Here is a 19657-nt window from a genome sequence, read left to right as displayed (position 1 = left end):
GCCGCGTCCGGTGTCAATCACGCCCTTGCCGCGGTCCCGAATTCGCGGCCGGGGGAGCCGGCTACGGGAGGCTGACGAGCCCGCCGGGCAGCAGCTCGGCGCGGCCGGCGAGGGCCAGTTCGAGCAGGGCTGCGCTGACCGCGCCGACCGGGGCGCCGAGGGCGCGGGCCAGCTCGTCGCGAGGCGTCGGCGTCGGCGACAGCAGGGCCGCCACCCGCTCGACGAGGGCGTCGTCGACCGGGTCGGGCGCAGGCCCGTCGAACGGCTCGCCCGGTTCGTCGAGGGCGCTGTCCGGCCGCAGTTCGCGCAGGATGTCCTCGACTCCCTCGCAGACATGGGCGCCCTGCCGCAGCAGATCGTTGACGCCGCGCGATCGGGGATCGAGCGGCGAGCCCGGCACGGCGAACACCTCGCGGCCCTGCTCGGCGGCGAGCCGCGCGGTGATCAGGGAGCCGGAGCGCAGTTCCGCCTCGACCACCACTACCGCCTGCGACAGGCCGGCGATCAACCGGTTGCGGCGGGGAAAGTCGCGCGCCTGGGCCCGTGCCCCGACGGGGCTCTCGGACAGGACGCAGCCGGCCTCGGCGATGCGACGATAGAGGTCGGCGTGCTCGGGCGGATAGATGTCGTCGATCCCCCCGCCGAGCACGGCCACCGTCCCGGTCGGGAGGGCCCCTTCATGGGCGGCGGCGTCGATGCCGCGGGCCATGCCGGAGACCACGACGACGCCCACCTCTCCGAGTCCGAGGGCGAGGCCGCGGGCGATGCGCTGGCCGCCGGCCGAGGCGATCCGGGCCCCGACCAGAGCCACGGCGGCAGAGGTGGAGAGGAGTTCGGCCCGGCCGAGGGCCCACAGCACGGGCGGGGGCGGGTCGATGCGGGCCAGCTGCGGCGGGAAGTCGAGATCGCCCAGCACCAGAAGTCGGGCCCCCAGCCGACTTCCGGCTTCCAGCTCGCGCTCGGCCTCGGCCGCCGTGAAGGGGGTCAGGGGACGGCCGGCGCGGCGCGCGAGGTGGGGCAGGGCGTCGAGCGCCGCCTCGGCCGAGCCACAGCGCGCCAGCAGCTCCCGGAAGGTCACCGGCCCGACCCGATCCGTCCGCGCCAGCCGCAGCCGCGCCAGACGTTCGGCCGGGGCCGGCGCGGTCACGCCTTGCGCGCCCCGATGCGCGGCTCGCCCCCGGCCATCAGCCGGGCGATGTTCTCGCGGTGGCGGATATAGATGAGCACGCCGGTCAGGATGGACAGGACGAGGACCGACGGGCTGACAGGGACGCCGAGGGCAGGCAGGGCCCAGGCGGCGTAGACCGGCGTCAGGGCGGCGGCGGCCAGGGCTCCCGTCGAGGAGATGCGTGTCACGGCCACGGTCAGCAGCCAGGTCGCCCCGGCCACCAGGCCGAGGGGCCAGGCGGCGGCGAGCAGCAGGCCGAAGAAGGTGGCGACGCCCTTGCCCCCCTTGAACCCCAGCCAGACGGGGAACAGGTGGCCGAGGAAGGCGAATCCGCCGGCGACGGCGGCCACCGCCTCATTGTCGAACAGGGCGCGGGCGATGAGCAGGGCGGCGGCGCCCTTGCCGGCGTCGAGCAGCAGGGTGGCGAGCGCCAGATCCTTGCGCCCGGTGCGCAGGACGTTGGTGGCCCCGATGTTGCCGGAGCCGATCTGGCGCACGTCGCCGGCCCCGGCGAGGCGCGTCAGCACCACGCCGAAGGGGATGGAGCCCAGCAGATAGCCGCCAAGGGCGGCCAGCCCGAGGGTCACATAGGCGAGGGCGGCGAGATCCTGCACGCAGCGGGTCCTTCGAGAGTGAGTCCCGCGCTCTCTAGCACAGGGTCCGCCGCCCCGTCAGCGCGCCGTCACCAGCGCCAGACGTCCCAGACCACGTCGAGGATGTAGCCGTCGTACTCGTCGATCAGATAGGCGTGGTTGTCGACATAGACCCAGCGCGTTCCGACCGGCGGCCAGGGCAGGCCGTACCAGGACCAGTCATTCAGGCGGTAGCGCCAGAACACCGACGGCAGGTACTGCCCGGCAGACCAGCGCACGCCCCAATAGTTGCGCGGAACCTGATAGTAGCCGTAGCCCGGCGCGAAGTAGAAGCCGACACGGACGCCGGAGTAGTCCCGGAACCAGTTGTGCGACCGCCACCAGTTGTCGCGATGACGGCGCGACCAGTCCGAGCGCCAGCGATCGCGGTTCCAGCTGCGCTGGAACTCCCGGAAGTCCCGGCGGTCGCGGCGATACTCCCAGCGGTCGCTGCGCCGGTCCTGCCGGAACTCGCGCCGGTCGTCGCGGCGATCCCAGCGATCATCCCGCCGGTCGTCACGACGATCCCGGCGGTCGTCGCGGCGGTCTTCTCGACGATCCTGGCGGAACTCCTGACGGTCATCGCGCCGATCCTGACGGAAGTCGCGCCGGTCTTCCCGGCGATCCTGGCGAAATTCCTGGCGATCTTCCCGCCGCTCCTGGCGGAACTCCCGCCGGTCGGGCGTGGGGTCGTTTCGGAACTCGCGGCGATCCTCACGGCGATCCTGGCGGAACTCCTGGCGGTCTTCCCGCCGCTCCTGCCGGTTCTCGCGACGATCCTCCCGGCGTTCCTGGCGGAATTCCTGCCGGTTCTCCCGACGCTCCTGCCGGAAGTTGCGCGTCTCGGGGGCCGCCTCGTTGCGGAACTCGCGCCGTTCCTGACGCTCGGCGCGGCGTTCGGTGCGCATCTCCTGGCGCGCCTCCCGCTGCATCTGCAGCTCCGGTTCGCCCGCATCCTGGGCGTAAGCCGGTGAGGTCGCGAGGGCCGGCAGGGCCAGGGCCCCGGCCGCCGTCGCCATCATCAGCCACTGTTTCATGGTGTCCTTCGTCCTGCCGGGCCCCACCTGGCGATCGACCTTGACGGTGCCGCGGGCGGGATGAACCCAAACTGAACGCCGGACTCAGGCCTCCGGATCGCGCCGCTGGTCGCGACGCTCCTCGCGCCACTCGCGGTTTTCCGGCCGGGACTCGCGCCGGGGCTCGCGCCGCTCCTCGCGCCACTCGCGGTTTTCGGGTCGGGTTTCGCGCCGGGGCTCCCGTCGCTCCTCGCGCGGCGCGGGGCGGTCCTGCGCCAGATCGGCGGCGGCCGCCATCGCAGGCGCGACCCCGGCCGCGCCCGTCAGCAGGCCGGCGAGGATGGCGGCGGACAGGAAGGTCTTCATGGCGCACTCCATATCACGCGAACTGGCAGGCGTCCTAACGGGCCGGGCCTGAACATGGGCTGAACGCTTCGGGCGCGCAGAATCCGTCGCTCGCTTGCATCGGATGGGGTCGCCGCCCACCTCTTCCGCTGACGTTGCAAGGAGCTCGCATGCCCGCCCCCATCGACCTCTGGTACTGGCCGACCCCGAACGGCTGGAAGGTGACCATCGCGCTGGAGGAGATGGAGCTCCCCTATGTGCTGAAGCCGGTCAATATCGGGGCCGGAGAGCAGTTCACGCCGGAGTTCCAGGCGATCAGCCCGAATGGCCGCATGCCGGCGATCGTCGATCCTGACGGCGGAGACGGCCAGCCCCTGTCGATCTTCGAGTCCGGCGCGATCCTGCAGTATCTGGGGATCAAGTCCGGGCGCTTTTATCCGCAGGACGCCCGCGGGCGGGCAGAGGTCGACCAGTGGCTGTTCTGGCAGGTCGGCGGTCTCGGGCCTATGGCCGGTCAGACACACCACTTCCGCCAGTATGCCCCGGCCATGATCGCCGACCAGCGCCAGATCGCCTACGGCGTCCGCCGCTACACCGATGAGACGCACCGGCTCTATGGCGTCATGGACCGGCGCCTGGCCGACCGGGACTATCTTGCCGGAGACTATTCCATCGCCGACATGGCGGCCTGGCCGTGGATCCTGCCGACGCTGCAGGGCCAGTCGCTCGACGAGTTTCCGCACCTGAAGGCCTGGCACGAGCGGGTCGGGGCGCGACCGGCGGTCCAGCGGGGCCGCGCGGCGGGCGACGAGCTCCGTCGCAACCTCGCCGCCGCCGGCGCGGACGCCGCCGCGGCGCGCAAGCTGCTGTTCGGCCAGCGGGCAAGGTAAACGCCGCGTCAGGAAGGGTTTCGCACAGGTGAATCAGCTGAAGAGTATTCACCTGTGCTTTACTCAAAATATTCGTCGTGAACGCCGCTGTTAACCTCAACGCAAGAGCGGCGGTATTTGATCGTGTGCAACAGGCGTCAGAACGGCGCCGAAGGAGGGCACATGATGGTGGCTCACGACACGACCGAAGCGGCGACCCTGCCGCTGCCGACCCCCGAGATGACCGGGGACGACCTGTTCAAGCTGGGTCTGATGTATTCCACCGGCCAGGGCGGCTGCCCGATGGACCGGGTCTCGGCCCACATGATCTTCAACCTGGCGGCCCTGAAGGGGTCGGTCGAGGCGCGGGTCTACCGCCGCGAACTCAGCCAGGAGATGGATCGCGACGATATCGCCGAGGCCCAGCGCGCCGCGCGCCGCTGGATCGACAACGGCGTGGTCACGCTGGCGGCCTGAGCGCCTTCGGCGAGGCCGTAGTCGTTAGCTGGTAGGGGTAGGGCAGGGACGCCCCGCCCTACCGACTACCCCTAAGGCCTACCCCTAGAACTGCTGGTACTGCCCGTTGATCGAGTAGCTGAAACCGATCGGCAGGGCGTTGCGCACCTGGGTGAAGAAGGTCGCCAGCTCGGCCAGGGTCGTTCGCGGCACGAACAGGATGTCGGCCCGGCGCAGGGCGACGATCTCGCCGCGGCGCGGCCGCAGATCGACGGCGCGCATCATCCGGCGGCCGCCGGGACCGCGCCGGATCAGCGCCACTTCCTGCGACCGCGCGCCCGGCAGGAAGCCGCCGGCCAGCACGATGGCCTGGTAGGCGTCGATGTCGCCGGGCATGTCATAGACGCCCGGCGTCCGCACCTCGCCGTCCACCCACACCTTGAGCGGTCCGGCCTGGCGCAGGGTCACCTCCACTTCCGGCCGGCGCAGCTGGCTGGCGTAGGCCTGTGACAGGGCCGCCTCAAGCTCCGCGAGCGTCCGGTCGGCCGCCATCACCTGACCGATCAGCGGCAGGCCGATGCGGCCGTCGGGCCCCAGCGTCACCTGCCGGTTCAGTTCCGGCGCGGTCGGCATGGCCACATCCAGCTGGTCGCCCGGGTAGAGCAGGTACTCCGGCTCCGCGTCGGTCCAGTCGGCGAAGTCGATGTCCGGGAATCCGCCCTGGCCGGTGCGGGCCCGGGGCGGTCCGGCGGGACGCCGGGTCGCGGGCCCCGCCGCACAGCCCGCGAGGCTGGCTCCGGCGAGGCCGGCCAGTCCCAGCAGCGTCAGACGACGGTCGATCATGGGTGTTCCGGGCGCTTTGTGCGGACGTGCGACGACCCTGGCGCAACATGGGTAACCGGCGGTTAACGCCGCGCGCGGACTGTGGCGTCATCACACTCGTCGCTTTCCGGAATCATCCTCCGCCCATGCGCACACCGGCCTACGCCACGGCTCGCCCGCGCTACGGGTTCTGGGACCTCGTCGGCCTGCTGCTGCGCGAGACCCTGCTGATGGTGATCGTGTTCCTCGTGGTGTTCGCCCTCGCCGCGGCGGCGGTGCTGATGCTCAAGAAGACCTACACAGCCCAGGCCAGCCTGTTCGTGGGTATCGGGCAGGAGTACGTTTACCAGCCCCGCGTCGGCGAAACGCCGCCCTTCAACCTGCCCCAGCCGGGCGAGGTGGCGCAGTCGGAGATGACCATCCTCAACAGCCAGGCGCTGGCGCGGCGGGTGGTGCGCGCGGTCGGGGTGGAGGGCATCCTTGGCGAGGCCGGCACCGAACTGCAGGCGCTGCGCGCCTACACCGCCAGCCTCGGGGTGGGGATGACCCCCACCAGCGGGATCCTCGACCTGACCTATGAGGCGCGCGATCCGGAGCAGGCGGCGCGGATCCTCAACGCCACGATCGACCAGTACCTGCTGTACCGGCGCGAGGTGTTCCAGAACCCGGCGGCCCCCTTGCTGCGCGGCCAGCGCCAGCGCTTCGAGCGAGACCTCGACGCCGCGGACGCCGCCTATGAATCCTTCCTTCGGACCAATGATCTCGGGGACTTCACGGCAGCGAAGACGGCGCTGGCGGCCACCTATCAGACGGTCTTCTCCGAGCGCATGTCGGTCGAGGCCCAGCTCAACTGGGCCCGCCAGCGCGTGGCCACGCTGGAGGCGCAGCAGGCCGGCACGCCGGCGGAGGTCGCCCTGCAGCAGGACCTGAACATCTCGGCACAGGATCAGATCCTGCAGCTGCGCACCGAGCGCGAGCAGCTGCTGGCGCGGTACCAGCCGGACTCCCAGCCGGTGCGCGAGATCGAGACGCGCATCGCCCAGCTGCAGGCCTATGTCGGCACCGGAACGGCGGTCGGCGCGCGCGAAGTCCGGCTCGGCCCGAACCCGGTCTGGGTCGAGCTCGAGAGCAACCGCATCAACGCCGTGGCCGATCGCGACTCGTTGGCGGCGCGGCTCGGCGCCATCGATCGGCAGCTGGTCCTGATCCGCCAGCGGCAGGCCGAGCTGACCGAGCTGGAGTCCGAGAACGCCACCCTTGCCTCCAGCCGCGAGGTCCTGACCGCCTCGATCCGCGAGTTCCAGCAGCGGGAGGCCCGCAGCCAGGCCGAAACCAATCTCTCGGCCGAGGGCGCGGACTCCATCACCGTCCTGGCGCGCGCCGCCCCGCCCACGCGCGGCAAGAGCCTGAAGGCGCCGCTGCTGGCGCTGGCCTTCCTGTTCGCCGGCTTCACCGCCCTTTGCGTCGGCCTGATCCGGGTTTTCTCGCGCCCGGGGCTGTCCACCGCGAGTTCGGCCGAGCGCACCCTCGGCCTGCCGGTGCTGGCGGTCGCTCCGGTCAAGGGCTGACGTGTTACGCTCGGCCGTGGCGCGCGCTTCCGACGGCGATTCGATGGTCGATCTGACGTCCGAAATGGCGGCCCTTTGGGCTGCGCTCGGGCCGGGCTCGCCGCGGCGCGGCCGGGTCATCCAGTTCGTGGCGGCGACCGGCGGCGAGGGCGCCTCCACGGTGGCCCGGGAGTTCGCCCGGCTGGCCTCGGTACGGGCGCGCAAGCCCGTCTGGCTGATCGACGGCGACCTGCTGCAGCCGTCCCAGATGGAGGCGGCGGCGGCCGAGCCGCAACGCTTCGGCCGCCTCGGCGAGCCGGCGGCGGCCAGCCCGGACGGATCCGCCTTCTTCTCGGTCTACCCGCCGGTGAAGAGCCGGGAGGGCCGCGACGTCGCGCCGGCGCGCCTGCTCAGCGCCCGGCCGGCGCTCGGCGGGCGGCTGTGGATCACCCGCTTCCGCGCTGAAGCCCTGCGCACCGGCCAGAAGGTCGAGCCGTCGCCTGATCCGGCTTACTGGGAGGCCATGCGCCGCCATGCCGAGACGGTGGTGGTCGACTCCCCGGCCGCGGATCGCAACGACCTGGCGGTGATCCTGGCTCCGCTGGTCGATCTCACGGTGCTGGTGGTGGCGGCCGAAGTCACGCCCGCCGGACAGGCGGCCGCCCTGCGCGACCTGATCGAAAGCGCAGGGGGCCAGATCGCCGGGGTGGTGCTGAACCGCAGCACCTACCGGGCGCCGGGACCCCTCAGCCGCTTTTCGCGCTGACGCCCTTCGCGCCCTCATTGGCGCGCTGCAGCCGCGCCAGTTCGGCGGCGCCGTAGAAGCGCGGCTCCAGCCCCGGCATCCACAGCACCTTGCCGAGGCCGCGGGCGGCGCGGTCCAGCCACCAGGCGCGCTGCGGGTGCCAGGCGAGGAATCCGATCGCCGCGAGGGCGCCGAACACGACAGTCTGGGCGGCGCCGACAACCATCCAGCGCAGCAGGCCGAAAATCCGGCCGTGGCGGCGCGCGGTCTGGCTGGGCCCCTGACCATAGGCGAAGGCGCGGGCCAGGGCGTAGTTCAGGGTGGCGCGGTGGGCCGGAGCGAACTCCTCGACCCAGGCGTCGGGGGCCCAGCCGAAGCCGCCGCCCCGCGCCGCCAGCGCCGAGAACAGTTCGTCGTCCTCGCCGCCGGCGTGATCGGCGGCGGGGTTGAAGGGAGTCTCGCCGGGCAGGGCGGCGGCCCGCACCATCAGGCTGTTGCCACAGCCGAAGGGTTCGGCGAGACGCCCGACCGTGGCGGGCCCCTCGCGGCCGAAAAAGGCCTCCAGATAGGGCTGCAGCCAGGCTGGAGCGTCCGGGGCGCGCCCCTGGATGGGGCCGAACACGACCTCCGCCCCGGTTTCCGCCTGGGCCGCCAGCAGGGCCGCGAGCCAGCCCGGCGAGGCCGCCTCGTCGTCGTCCAGAAAGGCGATCAGTGGGGCCCCTGTGGCGGCGAGACCCGCATTGCGCGCCGTCGCCACGCCGGGGCGGGGGGCGTGCACATAGCGCAGCGGCGCCGGACCCGCGCAGGCATCAACGGTTGATCGTGCGCTACCCTCCGGGTCGTTGTCGATGACGACGATCTCCGCCAGCCGAGCGCTGACGCCCGTCTGGGCCTGAACGGACGCGAGGGCGCGGGCGAGGCTCTCCGGCCGCCGCAGCGTCGGGATGAGCACCGCGACGTCGCCGCTCATGGCAGCGCCTCGGCATAGACGGCCGCCCGGTAGAGACGCAGGGCGAAGGCGCGGGCGCGCACCGGCACGCCGGGCTGCAACGCCACGCGGCGGGCGACGCGGGCGGTCAGCGCGGGCGGCCAGGGCAGGGTTCGCAGTCGCGCCGCAGCCCGGTAGCCGGGCCATGCCCGCGCCTCCGGGTGCCGCTCGACCACCCGGACGAAGTTGGGTCCGGCCGAGGCGTACTTGGCCGCCAGCGCCTCGACCGTATCTAGGCCCATGTGGGTGGCCGGATTGTCGGGATGCAGGACGCGGTGGCGACGGGCCACGCGCAGGCCCCACTCCACGTCCTCCCAGCCCCAGCCCGAGAAGCCGGCGTCGAACGGCTCGGCGGCGAACACATCCCGGCGCACCAGCAGGTTGGAGGTGTAGACGTACTTCTCCGGCGTACGGGCGCGGACGGCGGCGGGGATGCACTCGGAGGCTGCGGCGAGGGCGCGGTGCACCGCGAACTCGGGGGTGTCAGGGGCTTGCAGCAGGGAGAAGCCGCCGAAGGCCACGGCAGGCTGCTGGGCGGCGTCCAGATCGGCCCAAGCCTGCAGAAAGTCCGGCGCGTCCGGCAGCATGTCACTGTCGAGGAACAGCAGGCTGCGCCCGCGCGCCGCCGCAGCCAGGCGATTGCGCCCGCGCGCGCGGCCGACATTCTGCGCCAGCACCACCAGCCGCGCCGGCAGGGACAGGGTGGCGAGCCTCCGCGTCACCCTGGCGATCAGTGCGGGGTCGCCGCCGCCGTCGTCCAGCAGCACCAGCTCCACGGCCCCGGCGAGGGCGGGGGCCTCGGCATCGAGCCGGGTCAGCAGATTGACCGGGTCGTCGCGAAAGAAGGGGATGAGCACGGACAGACGGGGGCGCGCGTCCGGCCAGGCGGGGTTGTCGATCTCGCGCGGGGTCATGCCGAGGCCTCGCGGGCCACCCGCGCTCGCCACTGGCGCTTCAGCACGCCACGCACGCCGGCGGCGTCGAGCGCGAGCGCGATCAGCCCGTAGACCAACGCGCCGACTGCGGCCTTGAGGATCAGCTCCGGCAAGCCGCCGGGCGAGGGGAGGGCCAGCACCACCGCCGCCATCACCGCCGTGGCGACGCCGCAGCGGGCCAGGGCGTTCCAGGGCACGGGCAGCGGCAGGACCCGGCTCCCGATCAGGATCGCCGCCATCAGGCCGAGGCCATAGCTCAAGGCCGTGGCCAGCGCCGCGCCCGTGAGCCCCAGCATCGGGATCAACAGCAGGTTCAGCAGCACATTGGCCCCCGCTGGAATGGCCATGGTCAGGAACAGGGCGCCGGTGTTGCGGCCGAGGGTGAAGGCCTGGCCGAAGTAGTAGGTGGTCAGGCCGCCCATCAGGGCTGACAGGGCGATCAGCGGAGTCACCGAGGCCGTGGCCGTGCGCAGCTCCTCGCCGATCATCAGCTCGGCCAGCGGCAGCGCCGTGAGGGCGAGACCGACCGCCGCCGGCAGGGCCAGCAGCAGGAACAGGGCCGCCTGTTCGCGCGCAGCTTCGGCGAGACGGGGACGGCCGCCGCGCTCCAGCGCCATCACCAGAGCGGGGGCTCCAGCCGACCCCAGCCAGATGAACATGACGTCGAGGGTGCGGTTCGAGAGGCTGTAGGCGGCGTGATAGGCGCCCACCGCCGCCGTATCGAGGAAGGCCGCCAGCAGGAACCGGTCGGTCGAGGTCAGGACGAGCGTCAGGGTGAGCGAGGCGGCGATGGGAAAGCCGTAGGCGGCGTAGCGGCCGAGGCGATCCCGCCGATAGACGCCACCGCGGCCCTGACGCCACTCGCCCGGCAGCACGAACGGCAGGATCAGCGCCGGTGCGAGGGACAGGCCCAGCAGGGGAGCCGCGCCTCCGGCGCCGAGCAGGGCGAAGCCGATTCCGAGCGACAGGCCCCCGACGGCGGTGGCGATGTCGACCGTCGCCGCGCGGCCGACCTCGCCGGCAGCGCGGAAGCGCTCCTGGGCCAGCTTGCTGAGGCACCGCAGGGGCGCGCCGAGGACGCCGGCGGCCAGTGCGCCCTTCAGTCCGGCATCGACCGGGAGCAGCAGGATGATCACACCGGCGACCGGCACGAACACCGCCGACAGGGTCAGGGTCGCTCGGTACAGGCTGTGGAAGTGGTCGATCAGTCCGTCGCCGTGCTCCGCCGCCCAGAAGCGCGCCATAGCGGCTTCCAGCCAGGTGAAGACCAGCACGTGGCTGAGCGTCATCACGGCGAAGGCGAGCGCGTACTGGCCGTAGTCGGCGGCGTCGAGCAGCCGTGTGAACAGGAACAGGCCGAGGAAGCCGGTCAGGCCGCTGAAGATGTTGGCCGGGAGGTAGCCCCAGACGCCGCGCCAGAACATCAGCGCACCGCCAGACGGTCGCCGAGCAGCACCGGCAGGGTCAGGGCCATGATCCGGAGGTCCAGCCAGAAGGACTGGCGCTCGATGTACTCGATGTCGAGCTTGACGCGGCGCTGCACTTCCTCGGCGGTGTGCAGGGGCCCGCGCGAGCCCTGGATGGCGGCCCAGCCGGTCAGGCCCGGCTTGAGCCGGTGGCGACGGGCGTAATCCGCGACCAGTCGGGCCGACTCCGTATCGCCGGTCTTCATGCCGACAGCGTGGGGGCGGGGGCCGACCAGCGACATCTCGCCGGACAGGACGTTGAGCAGCTGCGGCAGCTCGTCGAGGCTGGTGGCGCGGATGAAGCGGCCCACCCGCGTGACCCGGTCGTCATCGGCCGTCACCTGCCGCGCCGCGGTGGCGTCGGCAGCCTCCTGGCGCATCGAGCGGAACTTCCAGACCCGGAATTCCTCCTGGTTGAAGCCGTGGCGGCGCTGACGGAAGAAGATCGGGCCGGGGCTGTCGAGGCGCACGGCGAGGGCGACGGCGGCCAGCAGCGGGCTGAGCAGCACCAGCGCCGTCGACGCGATAACGAGATCCTGCAGCCGCTTGACGAACGCCCGACGCGCCGGGTCTGGCGGCGTCAGGGGCGCGAAGGCGGGGACGGCCAGCCGGGCGTAGGCGCTGTCGAGGTCGCGGGAGACGCGCGGGTCGAGCAGCAGGGTCACCTCGGTCGGCAGGCCGGACAGCTTGCCGACCAGCTCGCGCAGGCGCCCTTGGGCGCTGGCGGGCACGGCGATGACGATGCGGTCCACATGGGCTGCCAGGCGGTGGCTGAGCAGGGCGTCGGAGCCGCCCAGCACCGGGACGCCCGCCACCGCCTCGGGGGCCCGGTCGGCGCGGTCGTCGAACACGCCCAGCACTGCGAGATCGCGGGTCTGGACTGCGCGCTGGATAAGGGCCTCTGCGTCGCGGGTGGCCCCGACGATGACCACGGACGGGGTGAGCAGGCCGCCCTGGCGCCAGCGCTCGGCGAGGCCGGCGTACAGCAGGTGTGTGGCGCCGAGGGCCAGACCGGCGCTGACCGTCCAGGCGGCTGCAAGACCGGAGGGCGCCGTATCCGGCGCGCCGGTCCCGAGCAGGGCGGCGAGGGCCCAGGTCGCCGCGCCGCCGGCGAGGGCGGCCGCGGCGGCCAGGCCGAGGTGCAGATGCACCGCCCGCGGACGGTGGTAGGCATAGGCGTCGAGGGCCTTGAGCAGGGCGAGGCTGGTCACGGTCGCGGCTGCGAGCGGAGCCGCGAGGCCGAAAGGGGCGGCGGCGAGCGACGGGGCGCGATCGGCCAGGAGGGCGAGGCTGACGCCCCACAGCACCAGCACATCCACGAGGCGGAAAGCGTGCGGGGCCAGCCGCACCCCCTCGCGCTCACGCGCGTTGCGCCACAGCTCCGGGCGGAACGGACCGCGCCGGCGCGCCCCGCCCGGCTGTCGGCGAGGGCGGGCGGAAGCCTTCGCCGCAGGGGCGGCGGAGGCGGCGCGGGAAGAGCTGGCGGGCATGGCGATCCGGAACGACTGAGGCCCCAGACTGCCGGAAGCGCCGTGGAAATCGCGTTAACGGCGGGGTTTCAGCCCCGCGCGAACGGATAGGGGCTGACCGACTTGGCCCAGTCGTCGACGGCCAGCGGCAGGTCGAGGGGCGGGGCCGCCCGCTCGGCGCAGGGGTGGCGCTCGCAGAGGCGGCAGGCGGGGCCGATCGGGGTCACCTCGGGGACGGCGAGGTCGAGGCCGCGCGCATAGGCCAGCCGGTCGGCGTGCCGCAGCTCGCAGCCGAGGCCGATCGCCAGATCCTGGCCGTCTCCCGCGGTCCCGCGGCCCTGCCGGTCGACCGTGCGGCACAGCGTGAACCAGCGCCCGCCGTCCGGGGTCTCGACGATCTGGGTCACCACCCGGCCGGGGGTGCGGAAGGCGGCGTGCAGGTTCCAGCGCGGGCAGGCGCCGCCAAAGCGGGCGAAGGGAAAGCCGTCGGCGGCGAAGCGCTTGGAGACGTTGCCGGCTTGATCCACCCGGATCAGGAAGAAGGGCACGCCCCGCGCGCCCGGGCGGGACAGGGTCGTCAGCCGGTGCGCCGCCTGCTCGAAGGAGACGCCGAAACGGGCCTGCAGGCGGGCGAGATCGTAGCCGCTGTCCTCTGCCAGCCGGTGGAAGGCGGCGTAGGGCATGAGGATGGCGGCGGCGAGGGTGTTGGTCAGGGACACCTTGAGCAGCCGTCCGGCCGCTTCATCCGGCGGAGCGGCGGCCGCGACCATGGCGTTGAGCGCCGCCGAGTGCTCGGTCAGGGCCAGCTGGTAGGCCACGGCGAAGGCGCGCGAGGCGGGGCCGAGCGTCTCGGCCAGCAGCAGTCGACGGCGGTGCGGATCGAAGCGGCGGGTCCACTCGACCATGACCTCGGGCGGCAGGGTGCGGACGGCGAGGTCGTGGCGTGTCCGCAGCCGGATCCGGGCCGCCGTCTCGAAGTGTTCGGGGGCGAGCGGATCGGCGAACAGCTCGGCGTGCAGGGTCTCGCCCAGCTGGTCCAGCTCGGGGAAGTGGTTGCGCCGGCCCTGCACATGGTCGCGCACCCAGTCGGCCGGCGTCTCCCCGCCATGGTCGCCGCCGGCGCGGTCGCGGGCGCGCCGCTCGGCATGGGCCCGGTACAGCCGCAGGAAGGCGTCGGCGAGGGCGGGAGCCTCCTCAACCAGCTGCAGCACCTCGTGGCGGGGCACGGCGAGGCCGCGAAAGGCCGGGTCGGCGAGCGCCTCCAGCACCTCGGCCTCGCCCACGCCGGTCGTCTGGCTCAGCGTCCGCAGGTCGACGTCATAGACCTCGGCCAGACGCAGCAGCAGCTGGGCCGAGACCGGCCGCTGGTTGCGTTCGATGTGGTTGAGGTAGCTGGGCGAGACGCCAAGGTCCGCCGCCATGGCGGTCTGGGTCAGGGCGAGGTCGCGCCGCAGCCGCTTGAGGCGGGCGCCAAGGAACAGCTTGCGATCCGGATGGGCCATTCCGCCTCCTCAGGTCAGTCTATGACTTATCATGGCGGTCACATCATGACAAACTGACATCGCGAAGGGAGTGTCGGCTGTATCAATTGCGACTGTCGGGATGTTGGGTGAGGTCAGAGGCGCAACCGGGCGCCTGACGATGAGGCTTCGCCATGACCACCTTCGCCGATCTGGTCCCGTCCCCCGCCGGCCGCTTCGACGGCATCGAGCGCCCCTACACCCCTGCCGACGTGCAGCGTCTGCGCGGTTCGGTGCCGGTCACCCACACCCTCGCCGCGCGCGGGGCCAATCGTCTGTGGGAGCTGCTGCACAGCGAGCCCTACATCAACGCCCTCGGCGCCGTGACCGGCAACCAAGCCATGCAGATGGTCCGTGCCGGGCTGAAGGCCATTTATCTGTCGGGCTGGCAGGTGGCGGCGGACGCCAACACCGCCTCGGCCATGTATCCGGACCAGTCGCTGTATCCGGCCAACGCCGCGCCGGAACTGTGCCGCCGCATCAACCGTACTCTGCAGCGCGCTGACCAGATCGAGCACGCCGAGGGCGGCGCGAAGCGGGACTGGTTCGCCCCGATCGTGGCCGATGCCGAGGCCGGCTTCGGCGGCGCGCTGAACAGCTTCGAGATCATGAAGGCCTTCATCGAGGCGGGCGCCGCCGGCGTCCACTTCGAGGACCAGCTGGCCTCGGAGAAGAAGTGCGGCCACCTCGGCGGCAAGGTGCTGATCCCGACCCAGGCGCATGAGCGCAACCTGATCGCGGCGCGGCTGGCGGCTGACGTCTGCGGCACCCCGACCCTGACGGTGGCGCGCACCGACGCCGAGAGCGCCCAGCTGATCACCTCGGACATCGACGAGCGGGACCATCCTTTCATCGATCGCGAGAGCCGCACGCCGGAGGGCTTCTTCCGCCTCAAGCCGGGCACGGGGCTGGACCATTGCATCGCCCGCGGACTGGCCTATGCCAAGTACGCCGACCTGCTGTGGTGGGAGACCAGCCACCCGGATCTGGACGACGCCCGCAAGTTCGCCGAGGCGGTGCACAAGGTGCATCCGGGCAAGCTGCTGGCCTACAACTGCTCGCCGTCGTTCAACTGGAAGTCCAAGCTGGACGAGGCGACCATCGCGAAGTTCCAGCGCGAGCTGGGGGCGATGGGCTACAAGTTCCAGTTCGTCACCCTGGCGGGCTTCCACGCCCTGAACAATTCGATGTTCGAGCTGGCCAGCGGCTACCGCGATCGCGGCATGGCGGCCTATTCCGAGCTGCAGCAGCGCGAATTCGCCAACGAGGCGACCGGCTACACCGCCACCCGTCACCAGCGCGAGGTCGGCACCGGCTACTTCGACGACGTGGCCACGGTCATCTCGTCGGGCCAGTCCTCGACCACCGCCCTGAAGGACTCCACCGAGACCGCGCAATTCGTCGCGGCCGAATGACCGGAGAGATGACCATGGAAACGAGCAACGCCGACGCCATCATCGACTTCTGCCTGGCTCCGCTGAGCCTCAGCGATCGGACCGAGGCCGAACGGGAGGTGCGCCGCCGCCTGCAGCACGTGATCCGCACCTTCCAGGGACGGATTCCCCAGCCGGTCAGCGTCGACTTCAGCGCCATGCCGCCGCTGGTGATCAACGAGGCCGCCCACGGCTATGAGTGAGCTGGTCTGTTTCCTCCCCATCGCGAGATGGGGAGGTGGCAGGCCGAAGGCCTGACGGAGGGGCCAGCGCCCCATCAACGCCCCTCCACCACTTCGTGGTCCCCCTCCCCATCGCGGGCGATGGGGAGGAGAATGAATTCATGCCCCTGGACACCGTGAACGACGCCGCCATCCGTATTCTGGGCCCCGTGGAGGGCCGGGCGTGGGAGATCCTCACGCCGGCCGCCCTGGCCTTTGTCGCGGACCTGCACCGGCGCTTTGACGCGCGGCGGCGCGAGCTGCTTGCGGCCCGCGAGGCGCGGCAGGCGGGGTTCGATGCGGGCGAGACGCCGGACTTCCGGCAGGACACCGCCCACATCCGCGAGGGCGACTGGCGCATCGGCAGCATCCCCGACGAGTTGCTGGACCGTCGGGTGGAGATCACTGGCCCGGTCGACCGCAAGATGGTCATCAACGCCCTGAATTCGGGGGCGCGGGTCTTCATGGCCGACTTCGAGGACGCCACCAGCCCGACCTGGGCCAACCAGATCGACGGCCAGATCAATCTCAAGGACCTCTGGGCCGGGACCCTGTCCTACGACGATCCGGCCAGCGGCAAGGCCTATCGGCTGAAGCCGCAGCGCGCGGTCCTGAAGGTGCGCCCGCGTGGCTGGCACCTGCCGGAAGCGCACCTGACGGTGGACGGCGAGGTCGTCGCGGGGGCGCTGTTCGACTTCGGCCTGTACGCCTTCCACAACGCCGCTGCTGCCAGGAAGGCAGGCTCGGGGCTATGGTTCTACCTGCCCAAGCTGGAGAGTATGGAGGAGGCGGCGCTGTGGGACGCGGTGTTCCGTCACGCCCAGGATCGCCTCGGTTTGCCGGTCGGCAGCTTCAAGGCCACGGTGCTGATCGAGACCCTGCCGGCCGCCTTCCAGATGGACGAGATCCTGTATGCCCTGCGCGAGCACATCGTCGGGCTGAACTGCGGGCGCTGGGACTATATCTTCAGCACGATCAAGTGCCTGGGCTCAAATCCGGACTATCTGACTCCGGATCGGGCGCGCATGACCATGGGCGAGGCCTTCCTCGACGCCTATTCGCGCAAGCTGATCGACACCTGCCACCGCCGCGGCGCCTTCGCCATGGGCGGGATGGCGGCGCAGATCCCGGTGAAGGGCGATCCCGAGGCCAACGCCGCCGCCTTCGCGCGGGTGCGGGCGGACAAGGAGCGCGAGGCCGGCAACGGGCATGACGGCACCTGGGTGGCGCACCCTGACCTCGTGCCGGTGGCCATGGAGGTGTTCGACCGGCTGATGCCCGGCCCGAACCAGCTGGACCGCCCGCTGTCGGGGCAGGCGATCGGACGGGACCGCCTGCTGGAGATTCATCGGGGACCACGCACCGAGGCGGGGCTGCGGGAGAACATCCGCGTCGGGGTGCAGTATGTCGAGGCCTGGCTGCGCGGCCGCGGGGCGGTGCCGCTGTACAATCTGATGGAGGACGCGGCGACCGCAGAGATCAGCCGCACCCAGGTGTGGCAGTGGCTGCGTCACGCCGCGCCGCTGGACGATGGGCGTCCGGTGGACGAGGCGCTGGTGCGCGCGCTGATCGACGACGAGGTCACGCGCATGCCGGCCGATCTGCCGCGGCTGGCCGAGGCGGTGGCCCTGTTCACGGAGCTGTGCTTCGCCGAGCGCTGCGAGAGCTTCCTGACCCTGCCGGCCTACAGACAGCTCTGATCGGGCTCAGGCGGCGGCGCGATCTGCGGCGGAACTCGTCACCAGATCGGTGACCAGCCCGATCAGGTCGGGCGCGCTGAAGGGTTTGGCGAGGTGACGGTCGGCGCCCGCCGCCTCCGCCGCCTCGACGTGCTCGGGCAGGGCGTTGGCGGTGAGCATGACGATCGGGGTGCGGGCGCGCCCCTCGCGGCGTTCCAGCGCGCGGATGGCGGTGGTGGCGGCGAGGCCGTCCATCTCCGGCATCTGCATGTCCATCAGGACCAGGTCGAACGTCTTCGTGCCGAAGGCCGCCAGGGCCTGCAGACCGTCCTCGGCGGTGGTGATGTCGACGTCGAGGCTCTCGAGGATCAGCTCGACCACGCGGCGGTTCACCGGATGGTCGTCAGCGACGAGGATCGACAGGTGCTGCAGGGACGCAGCCTCGGCGACCTCTGCTTCGGGCGCCACCTCGGCCGGCGGCTCAGCGGGCTTGAGCGGGACCGTCAGGAAGAAGGCCGAGCCGCCGCCCGGTTCGCTCTCGCAGTCCAGCGAGCCGCCCATCATGTCCGCCAGCTGGCGGCAGATGGCCAGGCCCAGGCCGGTGCCGCCATAGCGCCGCGTGATGCTGCCGTCCGCCTGCTCGAAACGGGCGAACAGGCGGCTGCGGGTGGCGGCGTCGAAGCCGAGCCCGGTGTCCTCGACCGAGAACCTGAGGGTGGGCGAGGGATCGCCCTCGGGGCTGCGACTGACGCGGAGGCTGACAAAACCGGCCTCGGTGAACTTCACCGCGTTCGAGACAAGGTTGGTCAGGATCTGCTTGAGCCGGACGACGTCGGCATGGACCCAGATGTCCGCATCGGGCGCGATCTCGACATAGAACTGAAGGCCCTTGTCGCGGGCGGTCGCTTCATAAAGGTCCGCCGCCTCGCGTACGGCGCGGGCGAGGTCCATCGGCTCCTCGCGCAGGGACAGGCGGCCGGACTCGACCCGCGCGAGATCAAGGATGTCGGACAGCAGGGTGCGCAGCGTGGTCCCGGAAGACTGGATGAGGTCCAGCATCTCGGTCTGCCGCGGATTCAGCGGCGTCTCGGCGAGCGCCTGGGCCACGCCGATCACGCCGTTCAGCGGCGTTCGGATTTCATGGCTCATGTTGGCCAGAAACTGGCTCTTGGCCCGGTTGGCGGCCTCGGCGGCGTCGCGGGCGGCGGCGAGAGTCTCCGAAACCTGCTTCAGGTCGGTGATGTCCGCCACCATGGTCACGGTTCCGCCGTCCGCGGTGCGGCGGTCCTGAATCCTCAGCCAGCGACCGTCGGGCAGGCGTTGCTCCATGGTGGCGCCAAGCTGGCGCCGGGCCTCAAGGCGTTTCTGGCGCCAGGCCTCCCCGAGGTTATGCCAGTCGCCGCCTTCTTCGGACGCCATTTCGATCAGTCGGGCGTAGGTGATCCCGGGCGTCAGCTTTAATGGCAGGTTCGCCATGATCTCCGCATAGCGGACGTTCCACAGCTGCAGCCGGTCCTCGGCGTCATAGAAGGCGAGGCCATCGGGCATGGCGTCGATGGCGTGCCGCAGCTGGCGCACCGCGCCGTGGCGGCTCCACAGATCGACGCTGGCGACGGCGACGATCACGACCGTCAGCACCGAAATGCCGAGGCCGGTCAGGGCGAGCAGTGCGCCATCGTGACCCGAGGCCGCTGCTGCTGCGCCGACGCCGGTCCCGAGAATGGGCAGGGTGATGTAGTGCAACCCGGTTATGGCCACGGCGAGGATCGTGGCGCCTGCCGCGCGCCGGGCGAGGCGCGCCGACCCCTGCATGGCAAAGGCGGTGAGGCAAAGGCCGAGACTCCAGACGGTGGCCGCCCCGGTCTCCAGAAGTCCGATGCTCTTGCCCGGCGGATGGCCGAGCAGATGCATGGCCAAAAGCGTGATGCCGGCCAGGCCGCCGGCGAGAAGTCGCGTCAGCAGCGACTGCCCGTGGCTGACGATCTGGACCGCTGCGCCAAAGCCCGCGACCGCGATGGCGAGAGTGACGACCAGATTGTGGGCGGCGTGGGACTCGTAAAGGCCGCCGCCGCTGCCCATCACCGAAACGTAATGCGCCGTCCAGGCGCCCAGCGCCGCCAGCAACCCGGCCAGCCCGCCCAGCAGGAGTCGTGACGGGCCGCTCTCGAAGATGGCGCTGCGCAGCAGACGGAATCCGCCGAGCGCCCCCAGCACGGCGAGCGCCGCCCCGGCGGCGGCGAAGCCGGGGTGGTGGGCGAGCGCGAGACTGGCGAGGGCAGGGGTCACGGGGCGCAAGGCAGCTTCAGATGCGGCATGATGACCTGCGATCGATGAAGATTCCGTGCG

18 protein-coding genes are annotated in these 19657 nt (G+C 71.7%); 7 read left to right on the top strand and 11 right to left on the bottom strand.

The window, feature by feature from the left end; genetic code table 11:
* Positions 1-61: 61 nt before the first annotated feature.
* The 4 genes from dprA to VGN74_RS02200 all read right to left on the bottom strand — a co-directional run bounded on the left by dprA (position 62) and on the right by VGN74_RS02200 (position 3182).
* Positions 62-1147 carry a DNA-processing protein DprA gene (dprA, locus tag VGN74_RS02215; RefSeq protein WP_327445724.1) on the bottom strand — a complete coding sequence of 362 codons (1086 nt, stop codon included), beginning with the start codon at positions 1145-1147 and terminating at the stop codon, positions 62-64.
* Complete coding sequence (gene plsY / locus VGN74_RS02210; RefSeq protein WP_327445723.1) at positions 1144-1782, bottom strand: glycerol-3-phosphate 1-O-acyltransferase PlsY; 639 nt, start codon at positions 1780-1782, stop codon at positions 1144-1146. The genes dprA and plsY overlap by 4 nt, the downstream gene beginning before the upstream one ends.
* A gap of 68 nt (positions 1783-1850) precedes the next feature.
* Positions 1851-2837 carry an RcnB family protein gene (locus tag VGN74_RS02205; protein ID WP_327445722.1) on the bottom strand — a complete coding sequence of 329 codons (987 nt, stop codon included), beginning with the start codon at positions 2835-2837 and terminating at the stop codon, positions 1851-1853.
* An 84-nt stretch (positions 2838-2921) separates the two neighbouring features.
* Positions 2922-3182, bottom strand: a complete 261-nt coding sequence (locus VGN74_RS02200; protein WP_327445721.1) for a hypothetical protein — start codon at positions 3180-3182, stop codon at positions 2922-2924.
* A 149-nt stretch (positions 3183-3331) separates the two neighbouring features.
* Here VGN74_RS02200 and VGN74_RS02195 point away from each other — a divergent pair, with 149 nt between their 5' ends.
* Together VGN74_RS02195 and VGN74_RS02190 are read left to right on the top strand one after the other, a co-directional pair.
* Positions 3332-4051, top strand: coding sequence for a glutathione S-transferase N-terminal domain-containing protein (locus VGN74_RS02195; RefSeq protein WP_327445720.1), 720 nt, complete (start codon positions 3332-3334; stop codon positions 4049-4051).
* 165 nt (positions 4052-4216) lie between these two features.
* Positions 4217-4507 carry a sel1 repeat family protein gene (locus VGN74_RS02190; RefSeq protein ID WP_327445824.1) on the top strand — a complete coding sequence of 97 codons (291 nt, stop codon included), beginning with the start codon at positions 4217-4219 and terminating at the stop codon, positions 4505-4507.
* Positions 4508-4591: 84 nt separating this feature from the next.
* On the opposite strand, the gene VGN74_RS02185 is transcribed toward VGN74_RS02190, so the two are convergent.
* Positions 4592-5329, bottom strand: a complete 738-nt coding sequence (locus VGN74_RS02185) for a polysaccharide biosynthesis/export family protein (RefSeq protein WP_327445719.1) — start codon at positions 5327-5329, stop codon at positions 4592-4594.
* Between the two features lie 125 nt (positions 5330-5454).
* Between VGN74_RS02185 and VGN74_RS02180 the strand changes: the two genes are divergently transcribed.
* Both VGN74_RS02180 and VGN74_RS02175 read left to right on the top strand, forming a co-directional pair.
* Positions 5455-6876 carry a GumC family protein gene (locus VGN74_RS02180; protein WP_327445718.1) on the top strand — a complete coding sequence of 474 codons (1422 nt, stop codon included), beginning with the start codon at positions 5455-5457 and terminating at the stop codon, positions 6874-6876.
* Positions 6877-6919: 43 nt separating this feature from the next.
* Positions 6920-7621 carry a hfsB gene (locus VGN74_RS02175; RefSeq protein WP_327445717.1) on the top strand — a complete coding sequence of 234 codons (702 nt, stop codon included), beginning with the start codon at positions 6920-6922 and terminating at the stop codon, positions 7619-7621.
* On the opposite strand, the gene VGN74_RS02170 is transcribed toward VGN74_RS02175, so the two are convergent.
* From VGN74_RS02170 to VGN74_RS02150, 5 genes are all read right to left on the bottom strand, one after another.
* Positions 7602-8570: a glycosyltransferase gene (locus tag VGN74_RS02170; protein WP_327445716.1), complete on the bottom strand. Its 969-nt coding sequence runs from the start codon at positions 8568-8570 to the stop codon at positions 7602-7604. The two genes, VGN74_RS02175 and VGN74_RS02170, sit on opposite strands and share 20 nt — an antisense overlap.
* Complete coding sequence (locus VGN74_RS02165) at positions 8567-9502, bottom strand: glycosyltransferase family A protein (protein WP_327445715.1); 936 nt, start codon at positions 9500-9502, stop codon at positions 8567-8569. Before VGN74_RS02165 ends, VGN74_RS02170 begins: the two co-directional genes overlap by 4 nt.
* The gene (locus VGN74_RS02160) at positions 9499-10947 is read right to left on the bottom strand and encodes a lipopolysaccharide biosynthesis protein (protein WP_327445714.1); all 1449 of its coding nucleotides are present in this window, start codon (positions 10945-10947) and stop codon (positions 9499-9501) included. The genes VGN74_RS02165 and VGN74_RS02160 overlap by 4 nt, the downstream gene beginning before the upstream one ends.
* Positions 10947-12479: an exopolysaccharide biosynthesis polyprenyl glycosylphosphotransferase gene (locus VGN74_RS02155; protein WP_327445713.1), complete on the bottom strand. Its 1533-nt coding sequence runs from the start codon at positions 12477-12479 to the stop codon at positions 10947-10949. Before VGN74_RS02155 ends, VGN74_RS02160 begins: the two co-directional genes overlap by 1 nt.
* 68 nt (positions 12480-12547) lie before the next feature.
* Positions 12548-13960: a helix-turn-helix domain-containing protein gene (locus tag VGN74_RS02150; RefSeq protein WP_327445712.1), complete on the bottom strand. Its 1413-nt coding sequence runs from the start codon at positions 13958-13960 to the stop codon at positions 12548-12550.
* A 152-nt stretch (positions 13961-14112) separates the two neighbouring features.
* Here VGN74_RS02150 and aceA point away from each other — a divergent pair, with 152 nt between their 5' ends.
* The 3 genes from aceA (at position 14113) to aceB (ending at position 17332) form a co-directional block, all read left to right on the top strand.
* Positions 14113-15393, top strand: coding sequence for an isocitrate lyase (aceA, locus tag VGN74_RS02145; RefSeq protein WP_327445711.1), 1281 nt, complete (start codon positions 14113-14115; stop codon positions 15391-15393).
* A 14-nt stretch (positions 15394-15407) separates the two neighbouring features.
* The gene (locus VGN74_RS02140; RefSeq protein WP_327445710.1) at positions 15408-15614 is read left to right on the top strand and encodes a hypothetical protein; all 207 of its coding nucleotides are present in this window, start codon (positions 15408-15410) and stop codon (positions 15612-15614) included.
* A 140-nt stretch (positions 15615-15754) separates the two neighbouring features.
* Positions 15755-17332: a malate synthase A gene (aceB, locus tag VGN74_RS02135; RefSeq protein WP_327445709.1), complete on the top strand. Its 1578-nt coding sequence runs from the start codon at positions 15755-15757 to the stop codon at positions 17330-17332.
* 6 nt (positions 17333-17338) lie between these two features.
* Here aceB and VGN74_RS02130 read toward each other — a convergent pair whose 3' ends face one another.
* Entirely contained in the window at positions 17339-19597 is a 2259-nt protein-coding gene (locus tag VGN74_RS02130; RefSeq protein WP_327445708.1) for a hybrid sensor histidine kinase/response regulator, read from the bottom strand.
* Positions 19598-19657 lie beyond the last annotated feature (60 nt).

Source organism: Brevundimonas sp., assembly GCF_035998205.1.
Classification (GTDB): domain Bacteria; phylum Pseudomonadota; class Alphaproteobacteria; order Caulobacterales; family Caulobacteraceae; genus Brevundimonas.
This window is presented reverse-complemented; position numbering and strand designations above follow the sequence as displayed.

Coding starts and splice junctions, on each gene's coding strand:
- VGN74_RS02165 (WP_327445715.1), bottom strand. CDS start 9,502: ATGACCCCGCGCGAGATCGACAACCCCGCCTGGCCGGACGCGCGCCCC.
- VGN74_RS02155 (WP_327445713.1), bottom strand. CDS start 12,479: ATGCCCGCCAGCTCTTCCCGCGCCGCCTCCGCCGCCCCTGCGGCGAAG.
- VGN74_RS02140 (WP_327445710.1), top strand. CDS start 15,408: ATGGAAACGAGCAACGCCGACGCCATCATCGACTTCTGCCTGGCTCCG.
- VGN74_RS02160 (WP_327445714.1), bottom strand. CDS start 10,947: ATGTTCTGGCGCGGCGTCTGGGGCTACCTCCCGGCCAACATCTTCAGC.
- aceA (WP_327445711.1), top strand. CDS start 14,113: ATGACCACCTTCGCCGATCTGGTCCCGTCCCCCGCCGGCCGCTTCGAC.
- VGN74_RS02170 (WP_327445716.1), bottom strand. CDS start 8,570: ATGAGCGGCGACGTCGCGGTGCTCATCCCGACGCTGCGGCGGCCGGAG.
- VGN74_RS02190 (WP_327445824.1), top strand. CDS start 4,217: ATGGTGGCTCACGACACGACCGAAGCGGCGACCCTGCCGCTGCCGACC.
- aceB (WP_327445709.1), top strand. CDS start 15,755: ATGCCCCTGGACACCGTGAACGACGCCGCCATCCGTATTCTGGGCCCC.
- VGN74_RS02150 (WP_327445712.1), bottom strand. CDS start 13,960: ATGGCCCATCCGGATCGCAAGCTGTTCCTTGGCGCCCGCCTCAAGCGG.
- VGN74_RS02205 (WP_327445722.1), bottom strand. CDS start 2,837: ATGAAACAGTGGCTGATGATGGCGACGGCGGCCGGGGCCCTGGCCCTG.
- VGN74_RS02175 (WP_327445717.1), top strand. CDS start 6,920: ATGGTCGATCTGACGTCCGAAATGGCGGCCCTTTGGGCTGCGCTCGGG.
- VGN74_RS02180 (WP_327445718.1), top strand. CDS start 5,455: ATGCGCACACCGGCCTACGCCACGGCTCGCCCGCGCTACGGGTTCTGG.
- VGN74_RS02195 (WP_327445720.1), top strand. CDS start 3,332: ATGCCCGCCCCCATCGACCTCTGGTACTGGCCGACCCCGAACGGCTGG.
- VGN74_RS02185 (WP_327445719.1), bottom strand. CDS start 5,329: ATGATCGACCGTCGTCTGACGCTGCTGGGACTGGCCGGCCTCGCCGGA.
- VGN74_RS02200 (WP_327445721.1), bottom strand. CDS start 3,182: ATGAAGACCTTCCTGTCCGCCGCCATCCTCGCCGGCCTGCTGACGGGC.